Below are 18,692 nucleotides of genomic sequence, written 5' to 3'. Positions count from 1 at the left end.
CATGTAAGTGCTTTACAAGGCCCTGCTTTCCTTGAAACAGAGCCTTGTAACTTGCCAGACTAGCGGTTGTTTCAGTCGCCGCGCGCTCTGCACCGTAGGTCCTGGCTACTGAACAGATGGCTAAATAAAAAATTCCGGAGCATTACGCATGAATAAAATGGGCAAGACGTTGCTGGCTGCGGCCCTGATGGGCGCCATGGCCACCGCTGTTCAGGCTGAAGACAAAGTGTTGAACGTCTACAACTGGTCGGACTATATCGCACCAGACACCATCGCCAAGTTCGAGAAGCAGACCGGTATCAAGGTCAAGTACGACGTGTTCGACAGCAACGAAACCCTCGAGGCCAAGCTGCTGGCGGGCAAGTCGGGTTACGACATCGTGGTGCCGTCCAACAATTTCCTGGCCAAGCAGATCAAGGCCGGCGTGTACGAGGAACTGGACCGCTCGAAACTGCCGAACTGGAAGAACCTCGACCCGGACCTGCTCAAGGCCGTCGGCGATGCCAGCGACAAGGACAACAAGCATGCCTTCCCATACATGTGGGGTTCGATCGGCATCGGTTACAACCCGGAGAAGGTCAAGGCCGCGCTGGGCGTGGACAAGATCGATTCGTGGGATGCGGTGTTCAAGCCTGAGAACATCGCCAAGCTCAAGAGCTGCGGCGTGAGCTTCCTCGACGCACCGACCGAAATGCTCCCGGCTGCGCTGCACTACCTGGGCAAGCCGACCGACAGCACCAAGAAGGAAGACCTGAAGGCCGCCGAGGAGCTGTTCCTCAAGATTCGTCCTTCGATCACCTACTTCCACTCGTCCAAGTACATTGGCGACATGGCCAACGGCAACATCTGCGTAGCCGTCGGTTACTCGGGTGACCTGGAACAGTCCAAGGCCCGTGCGCACGAGGCTGGCGACAAGGTCAAGGTTGAGTACGTGATTCCGAAAGAGGGTGCCGGTACCTTCTACGACATGGTCGCCATCCCCAAGGATGCCGAGCACAAGGACGCTGCCTACCAGTTCATGAATTTCCTGATGCAGCCGGAAATCATGGCTGAAATCACCAACGCCGTGCGCTTCCCGAACGGTAACCAGGCGGCTACCCAGTTCGTCGACAAGGAAATCACCAGCGACCCAAGCATCTATCCGCCAGCCGAAGTGAAGAAACAGCTGTATGCCATCGCTGCTCCTGAAGCCAAGGCCCAGCGTGACATCACCCGTAGCTGGACCAAGATCAAGTCGGGCAAGTAAGCCCGATGCAGCACCTCTGGGCCGGGATACCCGGCCCAGAGCCAGTGAAAGGCAATTGATGATTGCGGCATCGAAGCTGCGAAGGTAAGTTGCGCGCCGGTTTTGCGTGTGCGGCAGCATTGTCGCTACCCAGGCACTGATTGTGAGGAGCACCCACTTGTCCATTTCTGTATTCCGCAAGGCCTTGCTGGCTGGTGCGGGCCTGACGCTGGCATGCAGCGTCCAAGCGGCGCCTACGGTGCACTTCTACAACTGGTCCGACTACATCGGCCCGACCACACTCGCGGACTTCGAGAAAGCGACGGGCATCAAGCCCGTGCAAGACGTGTTCGATTCCAACGAAACACTGGAAGGCAAACTGCTGGCCGGCAACACCGGCTATGACGTGGTGGTGCCATCCAACCATTTCCTCGGCAAGCAGATCAAGGCGGGCGCGTTCCAGAAGCTCGACAAGAACCTGCTGCCCAACTATTCCAACCTGGACCCGGCGCTGATGAAGCGCCTGGAAAGGAACGACCCGGGCAACCAGTACGCCGTGCCTTACCTGTGGGGCACCAACGGCATCGGTTACAACGTCGACAAGGTGAAGGCTGCGCTGGGCGTGGACACCATCGACTCCTGGGCAGTGCTGTTCGAGCCCGAGAACATGAAGAAGCTCGCCAAGTGCGGCGTGGCCTTCCTCGACTCGGCGGACGAAATGCTGCCGGCGGTGCTCAACTACATGGGGCTGGACCCCAACAGCAGCAACGCCAAGGACTACCAGGCCGCCGAGAAGAAACTGCTGGCGGTACGCCCGTACGTGACCTATTTCCACTCATCCAAGTACATCACCGACCTGGCCAACGGCGACATCTGCGTCGCGGCAGGTTTCTCGGGCGATGTGTTCCAGGCCAGGACCCGCGCCGAAGAAGCGAAAAAGGGTGTGCACCTGGCCTACGCCATTCCCAAGGAAGGCGGCAACCTCTGGTTCGACGTGCTGGCGATTCCCAAGGACGCCAGGAATGTCAAAGAGGCGCATGCCTTCATCAACTATTTGCTGAAGCCTGAGGTTATCGCCCAGGTCAGTGATTACGTCGGTTACGCCAACCCGAACCCCAAGGCTGGCGACCTGATGGACCAGGCCGTGAGGACTGACGCCGCGGTTTACCCACCGCAGGAAGTGCTGGACAAGATGTTCGTGAATGCAGAGTTGCCACCCAAGGTGCAACGGCTGATGACCCGCAGCTGGACCAAGGTCAAGTCGGGCAAGTAAATATCCAGGCCCGTGGCGGCACCTGCAGAGCAGGCCACGCGGGCACAAAAATCTTGTTGGGAGTTTCACTCATGGCAGTTGCCTCCGGTGCCTATAAAAAAGCCCTCGAGGGTGGCCAGCAACCCAAGCAGGTGCTGGTCAAGATCGACCGGGTCACGAAAAAATTCGACGAAACGGTAGCCGTGGACGATGTGTCCCTGGAAATCCGCAAGGGTGAGATTTTCGCCCTGCTGGGTGGCTCCGGTTCCGGCAAGTCGACCTTGCTGCGCATGCTGGCCGGCTTCGAGCGCCCGACCGAAGGGCGGATTTTCCTCGATGGCGTCGACATCACCGACATGCCGCCCTACGAGCGGCCAATCAACATGATGTTCCAGTCCTACGCGCTGTTCCCGCACATGACCGTGGCGCAGAACATCGCCTTCGGCCTGCAGCAGGACAAGATGCCCAAGGCCGAGATCGACGCCCGCGTGGCCGAGATGCTCAAGCTGGTGCACATGACCCAGTATGCCAAGCGCAAGCCGCACCAGTTGTCCGGTGGCCAGCGCCAGCGCGTGGCCCTGGCCCGCTCGCTGGCCAAGCGCCCCAAGCTGCTGCTGCTCGACGAGCCGATGGGCGCACTGGACAAGAAGCTGCGCTCGCAGATGCAACTGGAACTGGTGGAAATCATCGAGCGCGTAGGCGTGACCTGCGTGATGGTGACCCACGACCAGGAAGAGGCCATGACCATGGCCCAGCGCATCGCCATCATGCACCTGGGCTGGATCGCCCAGATCGGCTCGCCGGTGGACATCTACGAGACCCCCACCAGCCGCCTGGTGTGCGAGTTCATCGGCAGCGTCAACCTGTTCGACGGTGAAGTGGTCGACGACGCCGAGGGCCACGCGATCATTGCCAGCCCCGAGCTTGAGCGCAAGATCTACGTTGGCCATGGCATCACCACCTCGGTGGAAGACAAGCACATCACCTACGCCCTGCGCCCGGAAAAAATGCTGGTCACCACCCAGCAACCGACCTGCGAGCATAACTGGTCGCGCGGCAAGGTCCACGACATCGCCTACCTCGGTGGCCACTCGGTGTTCTACGTCGAGCTGCCGAGCGGCAAGATCGTCCAGTCGTTCGTGGCCAACACCGAGCGCCAGGGCACCCGGCCGACCTGGGGCGATGAAGTGTACGTATGGTGGGAAGACGACAGCGGCGTGGTACTGCGGTCATGAAACCTCGCAAGCTCAAGCGAGCCTTCCAGCGCATCATCCCGGAGGGGCGGCACCTGGTGATCGGCGTGCCGTTCATCTGGCTGTTCCTGTTCTTCATGCTGCCGTTCTTCATCGTGCTGAAGATCAGCTTCGCCGAAGCCGACGTGGCGATCCCGCCCTACACCGAGATCTACAGCTACGTCGAGGACAAGGTCCAGCTCGTGCTCAACCTGGCCAACTATGGCCTGCTGACCGAAGACGAGCTGTACATTTCGGCCTACCTGGGTTCGCTGAAGATGGCCTTCTTCAGCACCCTGCTGTGCCTGTTGATCGGCTACCCGATGGCCTATGCCATTGCCAATGCCAAGAAGGAAACCCAGACGGTCCTGCTGTTGTTGATCATGATGCCGACCTGGACTGCGATCCTGATCCGCGTCTACGCCTGGATGGGCATCCTCAGCAACAACGGCCTGCTCAATGGCTTCCTGCTGTGGATCGGGTTGATCGACCAGCCGCTGCAGATCCTCAACACCAACCTGGCGGTCTATATCGGCGTGGTCTACTCGTACCTGCCGTTCATGATCCTGCCGCTGTTCGCCAACCTGGTAAAGCACGACCCGAGCTTGCTCGAGGCTGCCTCGGACCTGGGTTCGAGCACCTTCAACAGCTTCTGGAAGATCACCGTGCCGTTGTCGAAGAACGGCATCATCGCCGGCTGCATGCTGGTGTTCATCCCGGTGGTGGGTGAGTTCGTGATTCCGGAACTGCTTGGCGGCCCGGAAACCCTGATGATCGGCAAGGTGCTGTGGCAGGAATTCTTCAACAACCGTGACTGGCCGGTGGCGTCCGCGCTGGCGGTGGTGATGCTGGCGATCCTGATCGTGCCGATCCTGCTGTTCAACCGCAGCCAGGCCAAAGAAATGGAGGGCAGGGCATGAAGCGCTTCAGTTTCTCCAAGCTGATGCTGGTGCTCGGCTTGCTGTTCATCTACCTGCCGATGCTGATCCTGGTGATCTACTCGTTCAACGCCTCCAAGCTGGTGACCGTGTGGGGCGGCTGGTCGGTGAAGTGGTACGTCGGCCTGCTCGACAACACTCAGCTGATGGGTTCGGTGATGCGCTCGCTGGAGATCGCCTGCTACACGGCGGTGGCTGCGGTGGCGCTGGGTACCCTGGCGGCATTCGTGCTCACCCGTGTCACCCGCTTCAAGGGCCGCACGTTGTTCGGCGGCCTGGTCACCGCACCGCTGGTGATGCCCGAGGTGATTACCGGCTTGTCGCTGTTGCTGCTGTTCGTGGCCATGGCGCAGATGATTGGCTGGCCGCAGGAGCGTGGCATCGTCACCATCTGGATCGCCCACACCACGTTCTGTGCGGCGTATGTGGCGGTAGTGGTGTCGGCACGCCTGCGTGAGCTGGACCTGTCGATCGAAGAAGCGGCGATGGACCTGGGTGCCAAGCCGTGGAAGGTGTTCTTCCTGATCACCATCCCGATGATTGCGCCGTCGCTGGCGGCGGGCGGCATGATGTCGTTCGCGCTGTCGCTGGATGACCTGGTACTGGCCAGCTTCGTGTCCGGCCCGGGTTCGACTACCTTGCCGATGGAAGTGTTCTCGGCGGTGCGCCTGGGTGTGAAACCGGAAATCAACGCCGTGGCCAGCCTGATCCTGCTGTCGGTGTCGTTGGTGACCTTCCTGGTCTGGTACTTCAGCCGCCAGGCCGAAGAACGTCGCCGCAAGGCGATTCAGCAGGCGATCGAAGAGGGTGCGGCAGCCAATGCTTCGCAGCCGCAGGTCAAGCGCCCGGCGCAGGTGGCTGCTTCGGCCTGATCCGGCCTCTTCGCGGGCTTGCCCGCTCCCTCAGGGACATCACAGCCTTAAGGTCAATGGTGATCCCTGTGGGAGCGGGTTTACCCGCGAAGGCCGCAGCACCTATTCAAAGCCAGGCTGCATCCCAATGTGGATAGTCCCTGATGCTTCTGACCAAGCCGGCTCGCAAGGGGTTGGCAATAATGTATCTGGCAACATGCACCGTGCTCTCCTCCCGCCGCAGTGCACGGTCCTGATATCCAGGCTGCCACACCGGATCATGCTCAACCCCCGCCTGATGCAAAACCAGACTGGACCTGGATTTGAACCTGCGCATCAAAGTGCCTAGCGTCGTGCCTTTCAATTCGATTAACCAATGCAGATGGTCGGGCATCAGCACCCAGGCCAGAGACCGGCATGCGTATTCCTGGTCAGATTTCCGAAGTTGGTGAATGACCAGCCGGGCATGGTGGAAATCATGGAACAGCGGCTTGCGCTGGTGGGTGACGGTGGTCAGCAGATAGAGCCGGCCAAGTTCTGAATAGCGACCGCGGCGAAGCAGGTGAGACTGAGCTCGCGACATTGGCTTCTTCCTTGAAAAGCAGATGACTTTTCAAAGGTAGTGGCTGAGATGCAGGTGCTGTGTAGATGATGGTTTCTGGATATGGCAGAGATTTGTGGATGGCAGTACCGGCCCTTTCGCGGGTGAACCCGCTCCCACACGGTCATGTGCAGCCTCAGGGTTTGCGCAATCTCTGTGGGAGCGGGTTTACCCGCGAAGAGGCCCGCACAGGCGCTGAAAATGCCGAACTGATCCTCGACAGTGCTGTTTATCGAACCCTGAACTACGCTGACAGTCGCATCCCACAAATCATTTGTGCGCAAGCAAGGAGCCTGCATGACGTGGTTACGTCCGCTGTCGGTCGTTTGCCTGGGGCTGTTGTACCTGCTCACGGGCTGCAGCAAGGAAGAAGTCCCCGAGACACTGCCCCGGGTTGGCGTGCAGCAGGTCCAGCCGACTGACTTCGCCGCCAGGGTCACCCTGACCGGTGACGTACAGGCGCGGGTGCAGACCGACCTGTCGTTCCGCGTCGGCGGCAAGATCATTTCGCGCAGCGTCGATGTCGGCGACCACGTCAAGGCCAACCAGGTGCTGGCGCGCCTGGACCCGAAAGACCTGCAAAACAACGTCGACTCGGCCAAGGCCGAAGTGTTCGCCGCCCAGGCGCGGGTCACCCAGAGCAGCGCCGCTTTCGTACGCCAGCAGAAACTGCTGCCCAAGGGCTACACCAGCCAGAGCGAATACGACGCCGCCGAGGCCGCCCTGCGCAGCGACCAGAGCGCACTCAAGGCCGCCCAGGCGCAATTGGCCGATGCCAATGAACAACTCAGCTACACCGCCCTGGTTTCCGAAGCCGATGGCGTGATCACCGAGCGCCAGGCCGAGGTTGGCCAGGTGGTGCAGGCGACCATGCCGATCTTCAGCCTGGCCCGCGACGGCGATCGCGATGCCGTGTTCAACGTCTATGAGTCGCTGCTGGTGGCGCCGCCCAGTGATGCCGGGGTGATCGTCAGCCTGCTGGATGACCCCAAGGTAAAGGCCCATGGCTTCGTTCGCGAAATCACCCCGACGGTGTCCGCGCAAAGTGGCACGGTACAGGTCAAGGTCGGGCTCAGGGATGTGCCGCCGGCAATGCAGCTGGGCGCACCGGTGACCGCCACCACCAATGCCGAGGGGCGACCCAGTATCGAACTGCCGTGGTCTGCCTTGACCAAGGCGCTGCATGAACCAGCGGTGTGGGTTGTGGGTGAGGGCGACAAGGTGGAACTGCGCAAGGTCGAGGTCAGCCGGTATCTCACCGGCAGGATCGTGGTTGCCCATGGCCTGAAGGGAGGGGAGACCGTAGTGGTCAATGGCGGGCAATTGCTGCACCCCGGCATGCAGGTACAGAAGATCGATGCCAAGGCCAAAGGGGGGGAGCTATGAAGCACCTGCTGATGATGGTGTCGGCCGGCATGCTGTTGCTCGGCTGCAGCAGCGAGGACGAAGCGCCGGAGCCGATTCGGCCGGTGCTGTCGATCAAGGTCGAACCCCAGGTGCAGTCGCAGCTGGGCCGCTTTGCCGGCTCTATCCAGGCGCGTTTCGAAAGCACCCTGGGCTTTCGCGTATCTGGGCGCATCGCCCGGCGCTGGCTGGATGTGGGTGCCCAGGTGAAGCCGGGTGACACCCTGGCCACGCTCGACCCCACCGACCAGCAGAACCAGTTGCGCGCCGCCGAAGGCGACCTGGCCAAGGTGCAGGCCCAGTGGATCAACGCCCAGGCCGATGCCCGTCGCCAGCAGCAGTTGTATGACCGCGGCGTAGGTGCCCAGGCCCAGCTGGATATTGCCCAGACCAACCTGAAAACCACCAGCGCCGCATTGGAACAGGCGCGCTCGGCGGTCAGCCAGGCCCGTGACCAGCTCGACTACAGCACCCTGCGCAGCGACCATGCTGCGGTGATCACCGACTGGAAAGCCGAAGCCGGGCAAACCGTCACCGCCGGCCAGGCCGTGGTGACCCTGGCCCGGCCGGACGTGAAGGAAGCGGTGATCGACCTGCCGATCGGCCTGGCCGAACAGTTGAACAAAGGCCTGACCTTTACCGTTGCCTCGCAACTCGACCCGACCATCAACACCACGGCCAGCCTGCGCGAGCTGGAACCCCAGGCCGACGCCACCACCCGTACCCGCCGCGCCCGCCTGAGCCTGGCCAGCACACCCGCGGCGTTCCACCTGGGCACTGCCATCAGCGTGACCCTGAGTTCGGCGGTGACGCCACGCAGCGAGTTGCCCTTGAGCGCCTTGCTCGAGCGGGATGGCAAAACCCAGGTGTGGGTGATCGATCCGCAGCAGAAAACCGTGGCCACCCGTGACGTGGCCCTGATCGACCGCACCGACCAGAGCATCGTCCTGACCTCTGGTGTACAGCCCGGCGAGCGGGTGGTGACGGCAGGCGTGAACAGCCTCAAGCCTGGCCAGAAGGTGACCTTCGACGAGGATGCGCAATGAAAGGAAGCTTCAACCTGTCCGACTGGGCACTCAAGCATCAATCGTTCGTCTGGTACCTGATGTTCGTTGCGCTGCTGATGGGGATCTTCTCCTACTTCAACCTGGGCCGTGAGGAAGACCCGTCGTTCACCATCAAGACCATGGTGATCCAGACCCGTTGGCCCGGCGCGACCCAGGACGAGACCCTGTACCAGGTCACCGACCGCATCGAGAAGAAGCTCGAAGAACTCGACTCGCTCGACTACACCAAAAGCTACACCCGCCCGGGTGAATCCACGGTCTATGTGTATCTGCGCGACACCACCAAGGCCAAGGACATCCCGGAAATCTGGTATCAGGTGCGCAAGAAGATCCAGGACATCCGTGGTGAGTTCCCGGCAGGCATCCAGGGCCCGGGGTTCAACGACGAGTTCGGCGACGTGTTCGGCTCGATCTATGCCTTTACCGCCGACGGCCTGACCCTGCGCCAGCTGCGCGACTATGTGGAGCAGGCGCGGGCTGAAGTGCGTGACGTACCCAACATCGGCAAGATCGAGCTGATCGGCACCCAGGACGAAGTGCTGTACCTGAACTTCTCCACCCGCAAGCTGGCAGCCCTGGGCATTGACCAGCGCCAGGTGATGCAAGCCCTGCAATCGCAGAACGCGGTGACCCCGGCCGGAGTGATCGAGGCCGGTCCGGAGCGCATTTCCGTGCGTACCACCGGGCAGTTCGCCTCGGAAAAGGACCTGCAAACCGTCAACTTGAAGATCAACGACCGCTTCTTCCGCCTGGCCGACATCGCCGACATCGAGCGCGGCTATGTCGACCCGCCCTCGCCGATGTTCCGCTACAACGGCCAGACGGCGCTGGGCCTGGCTATCGGCATGAAAGCCGGGGGCAATATCCAAGTGTTCGGTGCGGCACTGAAAAAACGCATGGACCAGGTGATCGAGGACCTGCCGATAGGCGTTGGGGTGCATACCGTTTCCGACCAGGCCGTGGTGGTCAAGCAGGCGGTCGGCGGCTTCACCAGTGCGCTGTTCGAGGCGGTGGTGATCGTGCTCGGGGTGAGCTTTGTCAGCCTGGGGGTGCGCGCCGGGCTGGTGGTGGCCTGTTCGATCCCGCTGGTGCTGGCCATGGTATTCGTGTTCATGGAATACAGCGGCATCACCATGCAGCGTATTTCGCTGGGTGCGCTGATCATCGCGCTGGGCCTGCTGGTGGATGACGCGATGATCACCGTGGAGGTCATGGTCACGCGGTTGGAGATGGGCGAGAGCAAGGAGCAGGCGGCAACCTTCGCCTATACCTCCACGGCGTTCCCGATGCTCACCGGCACCTTGGTCACCGTGGCCGGGTTCGTGCCCATTGGCCTCAATGCCAGCTCGGCGGGCGAATATACCTTCACCCTGTTCGCGGTGATTGCCGTGGCCCTGCTGGTGTCGTGGATCGTGGCGGTGTTCTTTGCCCCGGTGCTAGGGGTGCATATGCTCAGCAGCAACCTCAAGGCCCATGATGCCGAGCCTGGAAGGCTCGGCCGGGCCTTCGAGCACGGCTTGCTGTGGTGCATGCGCAACCGCTGGCTGACCATCATCGGCACCGTGCTGCTGTTCGCCCTGGCGATCTTCTGCCAGCGCTTCGTGCAGAACCAGTTCTTCCCGTCTTCGGACCGCCCGGAAATCCTCGTCGACCTCAACCTGCCACAGAATGCCTCGATCGAAGAGACGCGCAAGGTGGTCGACCGCTTCGAGGCGCGGATCAAGGACGACCCGGACCTGGTGCACTGGAGCACCTACATCGGCCAGGGCGCGATCCGCTTCTACCTGCCCCTCGACCAGCAACTGCAGAACCCGTATTACGCGCAGTTGGTGATCGTCAGCAAGGGCTTCGAAGAGCGCCAGGGCATGATGGCGCGGCTGCAGAAGATCCTGCATGAGGAATTCGTCGGCATCGGTACCAACGTGCAGTCGCTGGAAATGGGCCCGCCGGTGGGCCGGCCGATCCAGTACCGGGTCAGCGGCGCCAATATCGACGAGGTACGCAAGCATGCCATCGAGCTGGCCACCTTGCTCGACCAGAACGAGCACATTGGCGAGATGATCTACGACTGGAACGAGCCGGGTAAGGTGCTGCGGGTGGAAATTGCCCAGGACAAGGCGCGTCAGCTGGGCTTGTCATCGGAAGACGTGGCCAATGTGATGAACAGCATCGTCAGCGGCGTCCAGATCACCCAGGTCAACGACAACATCTACCTTGTCGACGTGGTTGCCCGCGCCCAGGACAGCGAGCGCGGCTCGCCGGACACCCTGCAGAACCTGCAGATCCTCACGCCCAACGGCACCGCGATCCCGCTGCTGTCGTTCGCCACCGTACGCTACGAGCTGGAGCAGCCGCTGGTGTGGCGCCGTGACCGCAAGCCGACCATCACCATCAAGGCCTCGGTCAATGGCGACATCCAGCCCACCGACCTGGTGGCCCAGCTGAAGCCGAAGATCGACGAGTTCGCCAGCAAGCTGCCGGTGGGCTTCGAAGTGGCCACTGGCGGTACGGTGGAAGAGAGTGCCAAGGCGCAAGGCCCGATCCGCAAGGTGATCCCGCTGATGCTGTTCCTGATGGCGACCTTCCTGATGATTCAGCTGCACAGTGTGCAGAAGCTGTTCCTGGTGGTCAGCGTGGCCCCCTTGGGGCTTATCGGTGTAGTGCTGGCGCTGGTGCCTACCGGCACACCGATGGGCTTCGTGGCGATCCTCGGCATCCTCGCGCTCGCGGGTATCATCATTCGTAACTCGGTGATCCTGGTGACCCAGATCGACGAGTTCGAGGCTCAGGGCTTCTCGCCGTGGGATGCAGTGGTGGAAGCCACCAATCACCGGCGCCGGCCGATCCTGCTGACGGCGGCGGCCGCAAGCCTGGGCATGATCCCGATCGCCCGCGAAGTGTTCTGGGGGCCGATGGCCTACGCCATGATTGGCGGGATCATCGTGGCCACCCTGCTGACGCTGCTGTTCCTGCCGGCGTTGTATGTGGCCTGGTACAAGATCCGCGAGCCACAGAAAAACTCCTGAAACCCTACAGCAAACCCTGTGGGAGCGGGTTTACCCGCGAATGCGATGGTGGAGCCGCTGCCGCATTCGCGGGTGAACCCGCTCCCACAGCGGCTTCTGTCGCTTTCAATATCGCCTTTTGGGTTTGGTTATATAAAAATTCTTAAACAGTATTTTTAAGAATAAAACCGTCTCTCTACTATTGCCCTCAAGCCAGGCGCAAATCCCCTTCAAACCTCAGCCCGGCACCCTCATTCCAAGGAGAACGAGCATGAGTGCATCTCTGCGTAGCATCGACGGTCAGGACGAAGCCACCATTCTGCGGGAAATCCAGAGCGCCCTGCGCGACCTGCGTTTCGGTGCGGTGGAGATCACTGTGCACAACGCTCAGGTCGTACAGATCGAGCGCAAGGAGAAATTCCGCCTGCAACAGCCCGGCAACAAGACCGGCTGATCGCTTACCCATCCAAAACTAGAAAAATGCCAATCGGGAGCTTCACCATGTCCATCCGCCGTTATGCGCTCGCCGCCCTGGCCAGTGCTGTTTTTGCCGGTTCCGCCATCGCCAAGGACTACGAACTGCTGAACGTGTCCTACGACCCGACCCGTGAGCTTTATCAGCAATACAACGCCGAGTTCATCAAGCACTGGCAGCAGGCTCACCCGGGCGACACGTTGAAGATCCAGCAATCTCATGGCGGCTCGGGCAAGCAGGCCCGTGCGGTGATCGACGGCCTGCGCGCCGACGTGGTGACCCTGGCCCTGGCTGGCGACATCGACGAAGTCGCCAAGCTTGGCAAGACCTTGCCCGCGGACTGGCAGAAGCGTCTGCCGGACGCCAGCACGCCTTATACCTCGACCATCGTGTTCCTGGTGCGCAAGGGCAACCCCAAAGGCATCAAGGATTGGGGCGACCTGGTCAAGAAGGATGTGTCGGTGATCACCCCCAACCCGAAGACCTCCGGCGGCGCCCGCTGGAACTTCCTCGCCGCATGGGCCTATGGTCTGAAGACCGGGGGAAGTGAAGACAAGGCCAAGGCCTACGTGCAGGAGCTATTCAAGCACGTGCCGGTGCTGGATACCGGCGCCCGTGGCTCGACCATCACCTTCGTCAACAACGGCCAGGGCGACGTGCTGCTGGCCTGGGAAAACGAGGCCTTCCTGGCGTTGAAGGAAGACGGTGGCGCCGACAAGTTCGAGATCGTCGTGCCCTCGCTGTCGATCCTGGCCGAACCGCCGGTGGCAGTGGTCGACAAGAACGCCGAGAAGAAGGGCAACACCGAGATCGCCAACGAATACCTCAAGCACCTGTACAGCCCGGCCGGGCAGAAGATTGCGGCCGAGAACTTCTATCGCCCGCGTGATGCCAAGGTGGCTGCCGAGTTCGGCAAGCAGTTCCCGAAACTGGAGCTGGTCACTATCGACAAGGACTTCGGTGGCTGGAAGACTGCACAGCCAAAGTTCTTCAATGATGGCAGTGTGTTCGACCAGATCTATCAGGCACAGTAAGCGCCACGGAAAAGCGGGGGCCGCTTGGCGGCCCTTTCGCAACGCAAGGCCGCTCCTACAGAACATCGCGTAGTCCTTGTAGGAGCGGCCTTGCGTCGCGAAAGGGCTGCAAGGCAGCCTCAGGATTTACAAGCCTGCACCGGCCCGGGATTGATCCCGGGCTTCGTGCGTTCAACCAGGGATATTTATGTCACGCCGTATTTCCCCCGTCATACCCGGCTTCGGGCTGACGCTGGGCTACACCTTGGTGTACCTCAGCCTGATCGTGCTGATACCGCTGGCCGCCATGTTCGTGCATGCCGCGCAGCTGACCTGGGAGCAGTTCTGGAACGTCATCAGTGCACCGCGGGTGATCGCCGCGCTCAAGCTGAGTTTCGGCACCGCCCTGTTCGCCGCCATCATCAACGGCGTGATCGGCACCTTGCTGGCCTGGGTGCTGGTACGCTACACCTTCCCTGGGCGCAAGGTCATCGATGCGATGATCGACCTGCCATTCGCCCTGCCCACCGCCGTTGCCGGCATCGCCCTGACTGCCCTGTACGCGCCTTCGGGCTGGGTCGGCCAGTTCGCCACCGAGCTTGGCTTCAAGATCGCCTACACCCCGCTGGGCATCACCCTGGCCCTGACCTTCGTCACCCTGCCGTTCGTGGTGCGCACGGTACAACCGGTACTGGCCGACATCCCGCGCGAGGTCGAGGAGGCCGCTGCCTGCCTGGGCGCCAAGCCGCTGCAGGTGTTCCGCCATGTGCTGGCGCCGGCGCTGCTGCCCGCCTGGCTCACCGGTTTTGCCCTGGCCTTTGCCCGTGGTGTGGGGGAGTATGGTTCAGTGATCTTCATTGCCGGCAACATGCCGATGAAGACCGAGATCCTGCCGCTGCTGATCATGGTCAAGCTCGACCAGTACGACTACACCGGCGCGACCGCCATCGGCGTATTGATGCTGGTGGTTTCCTTCATCCTGCTGCTGCTGATCAACCTGCTGCAGCGCCGCATCGAAACCCCTTGAAGGAGGCCGGCATGTCCAGTTCAACCCTGAATGCAACCGCCGCCGCCAACGCCGCCCGCCGTGGCAGTGCGACGTCGCGGCGCGTCCTGATCAGCCTTGGCTGGCTGGTATTCGCGCTGTTCCTGTTGCTGCCGCTGGTGATCGTGGTGTCGCAGGCGCTGAAGAACGGCTTTGGCACATTCTTCGAGGCGATCCTCGAACCGGATGCGTTGTCGGCCTTGAAGCTGACCCTGATCGCGGTAGCCATTTCGGTACCGCTCAACCTGGTGTTCGGCGTCAGCGCCGCCTGGTGCGTGAGCAAATACACCTTCCGTGGCAAGAGCCTCCTGGTCACCCTGATCGACCTGCCGTTCTCGGTGTCGCCGGTGATCGCCGGCCTGGTGTACGTGCTCATGTTCGGCGCGCAGGGCCTGTTCGGGCCGTGGCTGCAGGACCACGACATCCAGATCGTGTTCGCCCTGCCGGGCATCGTCCTCGCCACCATCTTCGTCACCGTGCCGTTCGTGGCCCGTGAACTGATCCCGCTGATGCAGGAGCAGGGCACGCAAGAGGAGGAGGCTGCGCGCCTGCTCGGCGCCAATGGCTGGCAGATGTTCTGGCATGTGACTTTGCCGAACATCAAATGGGGACTGATCTACGGCGTGGTGCTGTGCACCGCGCGGGCCATGGGCGAGTTTGGCGCCGTGTCGGTGGTGTCAGGCCATATTCGCGGCGTGACCAACACCTTGCCGCTGCACGTGGAGATTCTCTACAACGAGTACAACCACGTGGCGGCCTTCAGCGTGGCCAGCCTGCTGCTGATCATGGCGCTCTTCATCCTGCTGCTCAAGCAGTGGAGCGAGAACCGTATTAACCGCCTGCGCCACAGCGCCGCGGAGGAATGATTCATGTCGATCGAAGTTCGTAACGTCAGCAAGCGCTTCAACAGCTTCCAGGCACTGGACAACATCAACCTGGACATCAACAGCGGCGAGCTGGTGGCCCTGCTTGGCCCGTCCGGCTGCGGCAAGACCACCCTGCTGCGCATCATTGCCGGGCTGGAAACCCCCGACCAGGGCAATATCGTGTTCCATGGCGAAGATGTGTCCGGCCATGACGTGCGTGACCGCAACGTCGGTTTCGTGTTCCAGCACTACGCCTTGTTCCGCCACATGAGTGTGTTCGACAACGTCGCCTTCGGCCTGCGCATGAAGCCCAAGGGTGAGCGCCCGAGCGAAAGCAGGATTGCCGAAAAGGTGCATGAGCTGCTGAACATGGTGCAGCTGGACTGGCTGTCCGACCGCTACCCCGAGCAGCTGTCCGGTGGCCAGCGCCAGCGGATCGCCCTGGCCCGTGCGCTGGCAGTGGAACCCAAGGTGCTGCTGCTGGACGAGCCGTTCGGTGCGCTGGATGCCAAGGTGCGCAAGGAGCTGCGCCGCTGGCTGGCGCGCCTGCACGAGGACATCAACCTGACCTCGGTATTCGTCACCCACGACCAGGAAGAAGCCATGGAAGTGGCCGACCGCATCGTGGTGATGAACAAGGGCGTGATCGAGCAGATCGGCTCGCCGGGCGAGGTGTACGAGCACCCGGCCAACGATTTCGTCTATCACTTCCTGGGTGACTCCAACCGCCTGGCCTTGAGCGAAGGGCACCATGTGCTGTTCCGCCCGCACGAGGTGTCGTTGTCGCGGCACGAGACCGAAGGGCATCATGCGGCCGAAGTGCGCGATATTCGACCGTTGGGCGCTACCACGCGGGTGACCCTGAAGGTTGAAGGGCAGAGCGAGCTGATCGAGGCCGAGGTGGTCAAGGACCACGACAGCCTGACCGGGTTGGCACGGGGCGAGACATTGTTCTTCCGGCCGAAGGTCTGGCAGAAACTGGCGGATATCTAAGTCGCCTCAGTACAGAAAAACCCGGGTAACCTCCCGGGTTTTTTCATGCCTGGCAGAAGCCGGAGAACCTCCGCAGTGGGCCAGATCGGTCGAGTCAGGGGGCAACGTTGCGGTGCATCGTGACACAAGGAGTTTCGCGCAAATTTAGTTATTAATAAATAGCTTCTTATTCCTTTACTGGTATAACCACCACCCTATACTGGCCTCCAAGCACGCAAACCCACTGGAGGCGTCCCCATGCGCAACGAGTCGATCCGTTACCTGATTGTGCCGGGCTGGCAAGGATCGCCAGACAACCATTGGCAAAGTCACTGGCAGCGCACCCTGCCCAACAGCGCACGGGTCGAGCAGCATGACTGGTTGACCCCGCAGCGCCAGGACTGGGTACAGGCGCTGGAGCAGGCGATTGCCGCAGAGCACTCGCCGGTGATTCTGATTGCCCACAGCCTGGGCTGCATCACCGTCGCTCATTGGGCCGTGCAGGCCAGCCCGACCTTGCTGCGGCGGGTGCGTGGTGCCTTGCTGGTGGCGCCGGCGGATGTCGAGCGGCCCAGTTGCGCACCCGCCTTGCGCAACTTCGCGCCGATCCCGACCGAGGCCCTGCCGTTCCCCAGCCAGGTAGTCAGTTCGGACAACGACCCGGCCGTGAGCGTGCCACGGGCGCTGTACCTGGCCCAGGCCTGGGGCGCCGAAGCGGGGCTGCTGACCAACGCCGGGCACATCAACGTCAAGTCCGGCCATGAGCGCTGGGAACAAGGTTTCGCTTACCTGTATCGCTTGCAGAACCGGGTCGAGCAGCGCGCTCTGCGCCGCGCCTGATCGCCCTGACTGTCTACCGTTTGCCGACGCCCGGCCATTGCAGGCCAGGGGCGGGAGTTTGTCATGACTTTTCAAAACCCGTTTGGCCAGCCGCTGCTGACTTTCCCCGAACTGGACAAGAGCCCACTGAGCATTCGCGCCAAGGCGCTGGTGTTCATCGACCCGCGTTCCCAGCAGCTGCGCGAGCAACTCGAGCGCCTGGCGCCACAGCCCCTGCCAGTACTGATCCGTGGTGAAACCGGCACCGGCAAGGAGCTGCTGGCTCGGCAGATACACCGCGCCAGTGACCGCGGCGGGTTGTTCGTCTCGGTCAACTGTGCGGCCATCAGCACCAACTATGCCGAAGCCGAGCTGTTCGGCTACAGCGCCGGCAGCCATGGCGGCACGGCCAGCAGCCGCGCTGGCTGGTTCGGTTCAGCCAATGGCGGCACGCTGTACCTGGACGAAATCGCCGACTTGCCATTGGTCATTCAGGGCAAGCTGCTGGCCGCCCTGGAAAACCGCGAGGTTACCCGGGTCGGGGCGCAACAGCCGCAACCGGTGGATGTGCGCCTGGTGGCCGCCACCAGCATCGACCTGGCCCGGGTCGTGCGGGCGGGTCGCTTCAACGAGCGCTTGTACCAGTACTTGCGCGAAGGGGCGCTGGAACTGCCGCCGCTGCGTGAGCGGCCAGGCGATATCCTGCCGCTGGCCGAATATTTCGTGGGTATCTACAGCGTGCGTCTGCAACGGCCAGTGCCGCTGGTGAGCGAGGCCGCGCAACAGGTGCTGGAGGCGCACGCCTGGCCGGGCAATACCCGCGAACTGGAAAATGTCATTCACTTCGCCTTGTTGGTGAACGAGGGCGAGGAAATCGTGCCCGAGGACCTCGATATACCCAGCCCCGCGCGCTAGACCTCGCTAATGAACAAAGTGACTGATAGCAGTTTGATTTTGGAATAAGCAGCAAATTAAAAGATATTTTTACGGAATAAAAAATCTAGGTATCGTCCAGTCCACGCCCACTGATGAATCGGTTGGGCACCCGATTCGCCATCGTCGATGGCCCAGAACCAGAACAAGGACCACCATGAAGAAGACCCTGCTGACCACCGCCCTGGCCGCTGCCCTGTCGTTCGCTGGCCTGGCTGCCGCTGCCGAGAAACTGGTGGTAGCCGCCACCCCGGTACCGCACGCTGAAATCCTTGAACTGATCAAACCGACCTTGGCCAAGGAAGGTGTGGACCTGCAGATCAAGGTGTTCACCGACTACGTGCAGCCAAACGTGCAGGTTGACCAGAAGCGCCTGGACGCCAACTACTTCCAGACCCTGCCATACCTGCAGAACTTCAACGAAGGCAAGGGCACCCACCTGGAAACCGTGATCGGTGTTCATGTCGAGCCGTTTGGTGGCTACTCGAAGAAGGTCAAGAACCTGAGCGAACTGAAAGAAGGCGCCACCGTTGCCATCCCCAACGAGGGTAGCAACAGCGGCCGTGCCCTGCTGCTGCTGCAGAAGGCCGGCCTGATTACCCTGAAGGACCCGAAAAACGCCTTGGCCACGCCCAAGGACATCGCCGAGAACCCGAAGAAGCTGAAGTTCCGCGAGCTTGAATCGGCCATGCTGCCGCGCGTGCTGGATCAGGTCGACCTGGACATGATCAACACCAACTACGCCTTGGAAGCCGGCCTGAACCCGGCCAAGGATGCGCTGGTGATCGAAGGCAGCGACTCGCCATACGTGAACTTCCTGGTCGCCCGCCCGGACAACAAGAACAGCGAAGCCATCCAGAAGCTGGCCAAGGCCCTGACCAGCCCGGAAGTGAAAGCTTTCATCGCCAAGAAGTATGAAGGTGCCGTACTGCCGGCGTTCTGATCCGCAGCCGTATGGAAAAAACGCCGACGCATTCGTGTCGGCGTTTTTGTT

General features: G+C 61.8%; 17 protein-coding genes. 16 read left to right on the top strand and 1 reads right to left on the bottom strand.

Annotated features, from left to right (window positions below):
- The first annotated feature begins 148 nt into the window (after positions 1 to 148).
- The 5 genes from JKP78_RS08250 to JKP78_RS08230 all read left to right on the top strand — a co-directional run bounded on the left by JKP78_RS08250 (position 149) and on the right by JKP78_RS08230 (position 5,519).
- A complete protein-coding gene (locus tag JKP78_RS08250; RefSeq protein WP_170033609.1) occupies positions 149 to 1,246 on the top strand; it encodes a polyamine ABC transporter substrate-binding protein in 1,098 nt (365 codons plus the stop codon).
- A 157-nt stretch (positions 1,247 to 1,403) separates the two neighbouring features.
- A complete protein-coding gene (locus JKP78_RS08245) occupies positions 1,404 to 2,498 on the top strand; it encodes a polyamine ABC transporter substrate-binding protein (protein WP_186684138.1) in 1,095 nt (364 codons plus the stop codon).
- 71 nt (positions 2,499 to 2,569) lie between these two features.
- The gene (gene potA / locus JKP78_RS08240; protein ID WP_186672017.1) at positions 2,570 to 3,712 is read left to right on the top strand and encodes a polyamine ABC transporter ATP-binding protein; all 1,143 of its coding nucleotides are present in this window, start codon (positions 2,570 to 2,572) and stop codon (positions 3,710 to 3,712) included.
- Between the two features lie 35 nt (positions 3,713 to 3,747).
- Complete coding sequence (locus JKP78_RS08235) at positions 3,748 to 4,629, top strand: ABC transporter permease subunit (protein WP_170034338.1); 882 nt, start codon at positions 3,748 to 3,750, stop codon at positions 4,627 to 4,629.
- Positions 4,626 to 5,519 (top strand): ABC transporter permease subunit, encoded by an 894-nt coding sequence (locus JKP78_RS08230; protein WP_186672019.1) that lies wholly within the window; start codon positions 4,626 to 4,628, stop codon positions 5,517 to 5,519. The genes JKP78_RS08235 and JKP78_RS08230 overlap by 4 nt, the downstream gene beginning before the upstream one ends.
- Positions 5,520 to 5,625: 106 nt before the next feature.
- Here the strand turns inward: JKP78_RS08230 and JKP78_RS08225 are convergent, their stop codons facing one another.
- Positions 5,626 to 6,081 carry an REP-associated tyrosine transposase gene (locus JKP78_RS08225; RefSeq protein WP_186684140.1) on the bottom strand — a complete coding sequence of 152 codons (456 nt, stop codon included), beginning with the start codon at positions 6,079 to 6,081 and terminating at the stop codon, positions 5,626 to 5,628.
- 315 nt (positions 6,082 to 6,396) lie between these two features.
- Here JKP78_RS08225 and JKP78_RS08220 point away from each other — a divergent pair, with 315 nt between their 5' ends.
- From JKP78_RS08220 to JKP78_RS08170, 11 genes are all read left to right on the top strand, one after another.
- Positions 6,397 to 7,485: an efflux RND transporter periplasmic adaptor subunit gene (locus JKP78_RS08220; protein WP_186672021.1), complete on the top strand. Its 1,089-nt coding sequence runs from the start codon at positions 6,397 to 6,399 to the stop codon at positions 7,483 to 7,485.
- Positions 7,482 to 8,549, top strand: coding sequence for an efflux RND transporter periplasmic adaptor subunit (locus JKP78_RS08215; protein ID WP_186672022.1), 1,068 nt, complete (start codon positions 7,482 to 7,484; stop codon positions 8,547 to 8,549). Before JKP78_RS08220 ends, JKP78_RS08215 begins: the two co-directional genes overlap by 4 nt.
- On the top strand, positions 8,546 to 11,596 hold the full coding sequence (locus tag JKP78_RS08210; RefSeq protein ID WP_186684141.1) for an efflux RND transporter permease subunit: 3,051 nt from the start codon (positions 8,546 to 8,548) through the stop codon (positions 11,594 to 11,596). The genes JKP78_RS08215 and JKP78_RS08210 overlap by 4 nt, the downstream gene beginning before the upstream one ends.
- 250 nt (positions 11,597 to 11,846) lie before the next feature.
- Positions 11,847 to 12,029 (top strand): sulfur starvation response protein OscA, encoded by a 183-nt coding sequence (oscA, locus tag JKP78_RS08205; RefSeq protein ID WP_003258557.1) that lies wholly within the window; start codon positions 11,847 to 11,849, stop codon positions 12,027 to 12,029.
- A 47-nt stretch (positions 12,030 to 12,076) separates the two neighbouring features.
- Positions 12,077 to 13,084: a sulfate ABC transporter substrate-binding protein gene (locus JKP78_RS08200; protein WP_200626523.1), complete on the top strand. Its 1,008-nt coding sequence runs from the start codon at positions 12,077 to 12,079 to the stop codon at positions 13,082 to 13,084.
- A gap of 187 nt (positions 13,085 to 13,271) precedes the next feature.
- A complete protein-coding gene (gene cysT, locus JKP78_RS08195) occupies positions 13,272 to 14,090 on the top strand; it encodes a sulfate ABC transporter permease subunit CysT (RefSeq protein ID WP_186684145.1) in 819 nt (272 codons plus the stop codon).
- Positions 14,091 to 14,101: 11 nt separating this feature from the next.
- Positions 14,102 to 14,974, top strand: a complete 873-nt coding sequence (gene cysW, locus JKP78_RS08190) for a sulfate ABC transporter permease subunit CysW (protein ID WP_170033589.1) — start codon at positions 14,102 to 14,104, stop codon at positions 14,972 to 14,974.
- A gap of 3 nt (positions 14,975 to 14,977) precedes the next feature.
- Positions 14,978 to 15,967 carry a sulfate/molybdate ABC transporter ATP-binding protein gene (locus JKP78_RS08185; protein ID WP_186672030.1) on the top strand — a complete coding sequence of 330 codons (990 nt, stop codon included), beginning with the start codon at positions 14,978 to 14,980 and terminating at the stop codon, positions 15,965 to 15,967.
- 237 nt (positions 15,968 to 16,204) lie between these two features.
- On the top strand, positions 16,205 to 16,786 hold the full coding sequence (locus tag JKP78_RS08180; protein ID WP_200626521.1) for an alpha/beta hydrolase: 582 nt from the start codon (positions 16,205 to 16,207) through the stop codon (positions 16,784 to 16,786).
- 63 nt (positions 16,787 to 16,849) lie between these two features.
- Positions 16,850 to 17,680, top strand: a complete 831-nt coding sequence (locus JKP78_RS08175; protein ID WP_186672034.1) for a sigma 54-interacting transcriptional regulator — start codon at positions 16,850 to 16,852, stop codon at positions 17,678 to 17,680.
- 175 nt (positions 17,681 to 17,855) lie between these two features.
- Positions 17,856 to 18,641 carry a MetQ/NlpA family ABC transporter substrate-binding protein gene (locus JKP78_RS08170; RefSeq protein ID WP_170033555.1) on the top strand — a complete coding sequence of 262 codons (786 nt, stop codon included), beginning with the start codon at positions 17,856 to 17,858 and terminating at the stop codon, positions 18,639 to 18,641.
- Positions 18,642 to 18,692 lie beyond the last annotated feature (51 nt).

It is taken from the genome of Pseudomonas sp. LAM2023, from assembly GCF_016620375.1.
GTDB lineage: Bacteria > Pseudomonadota > Gammaproteobacteria > Pseudomonadales > Pseudomonadaceae > Aquipseudomonas > Aquipseudomonas anuradhapurensis.
This window is presented reverse-complemented; position numbering and strand designations above follow the sequence as displayed.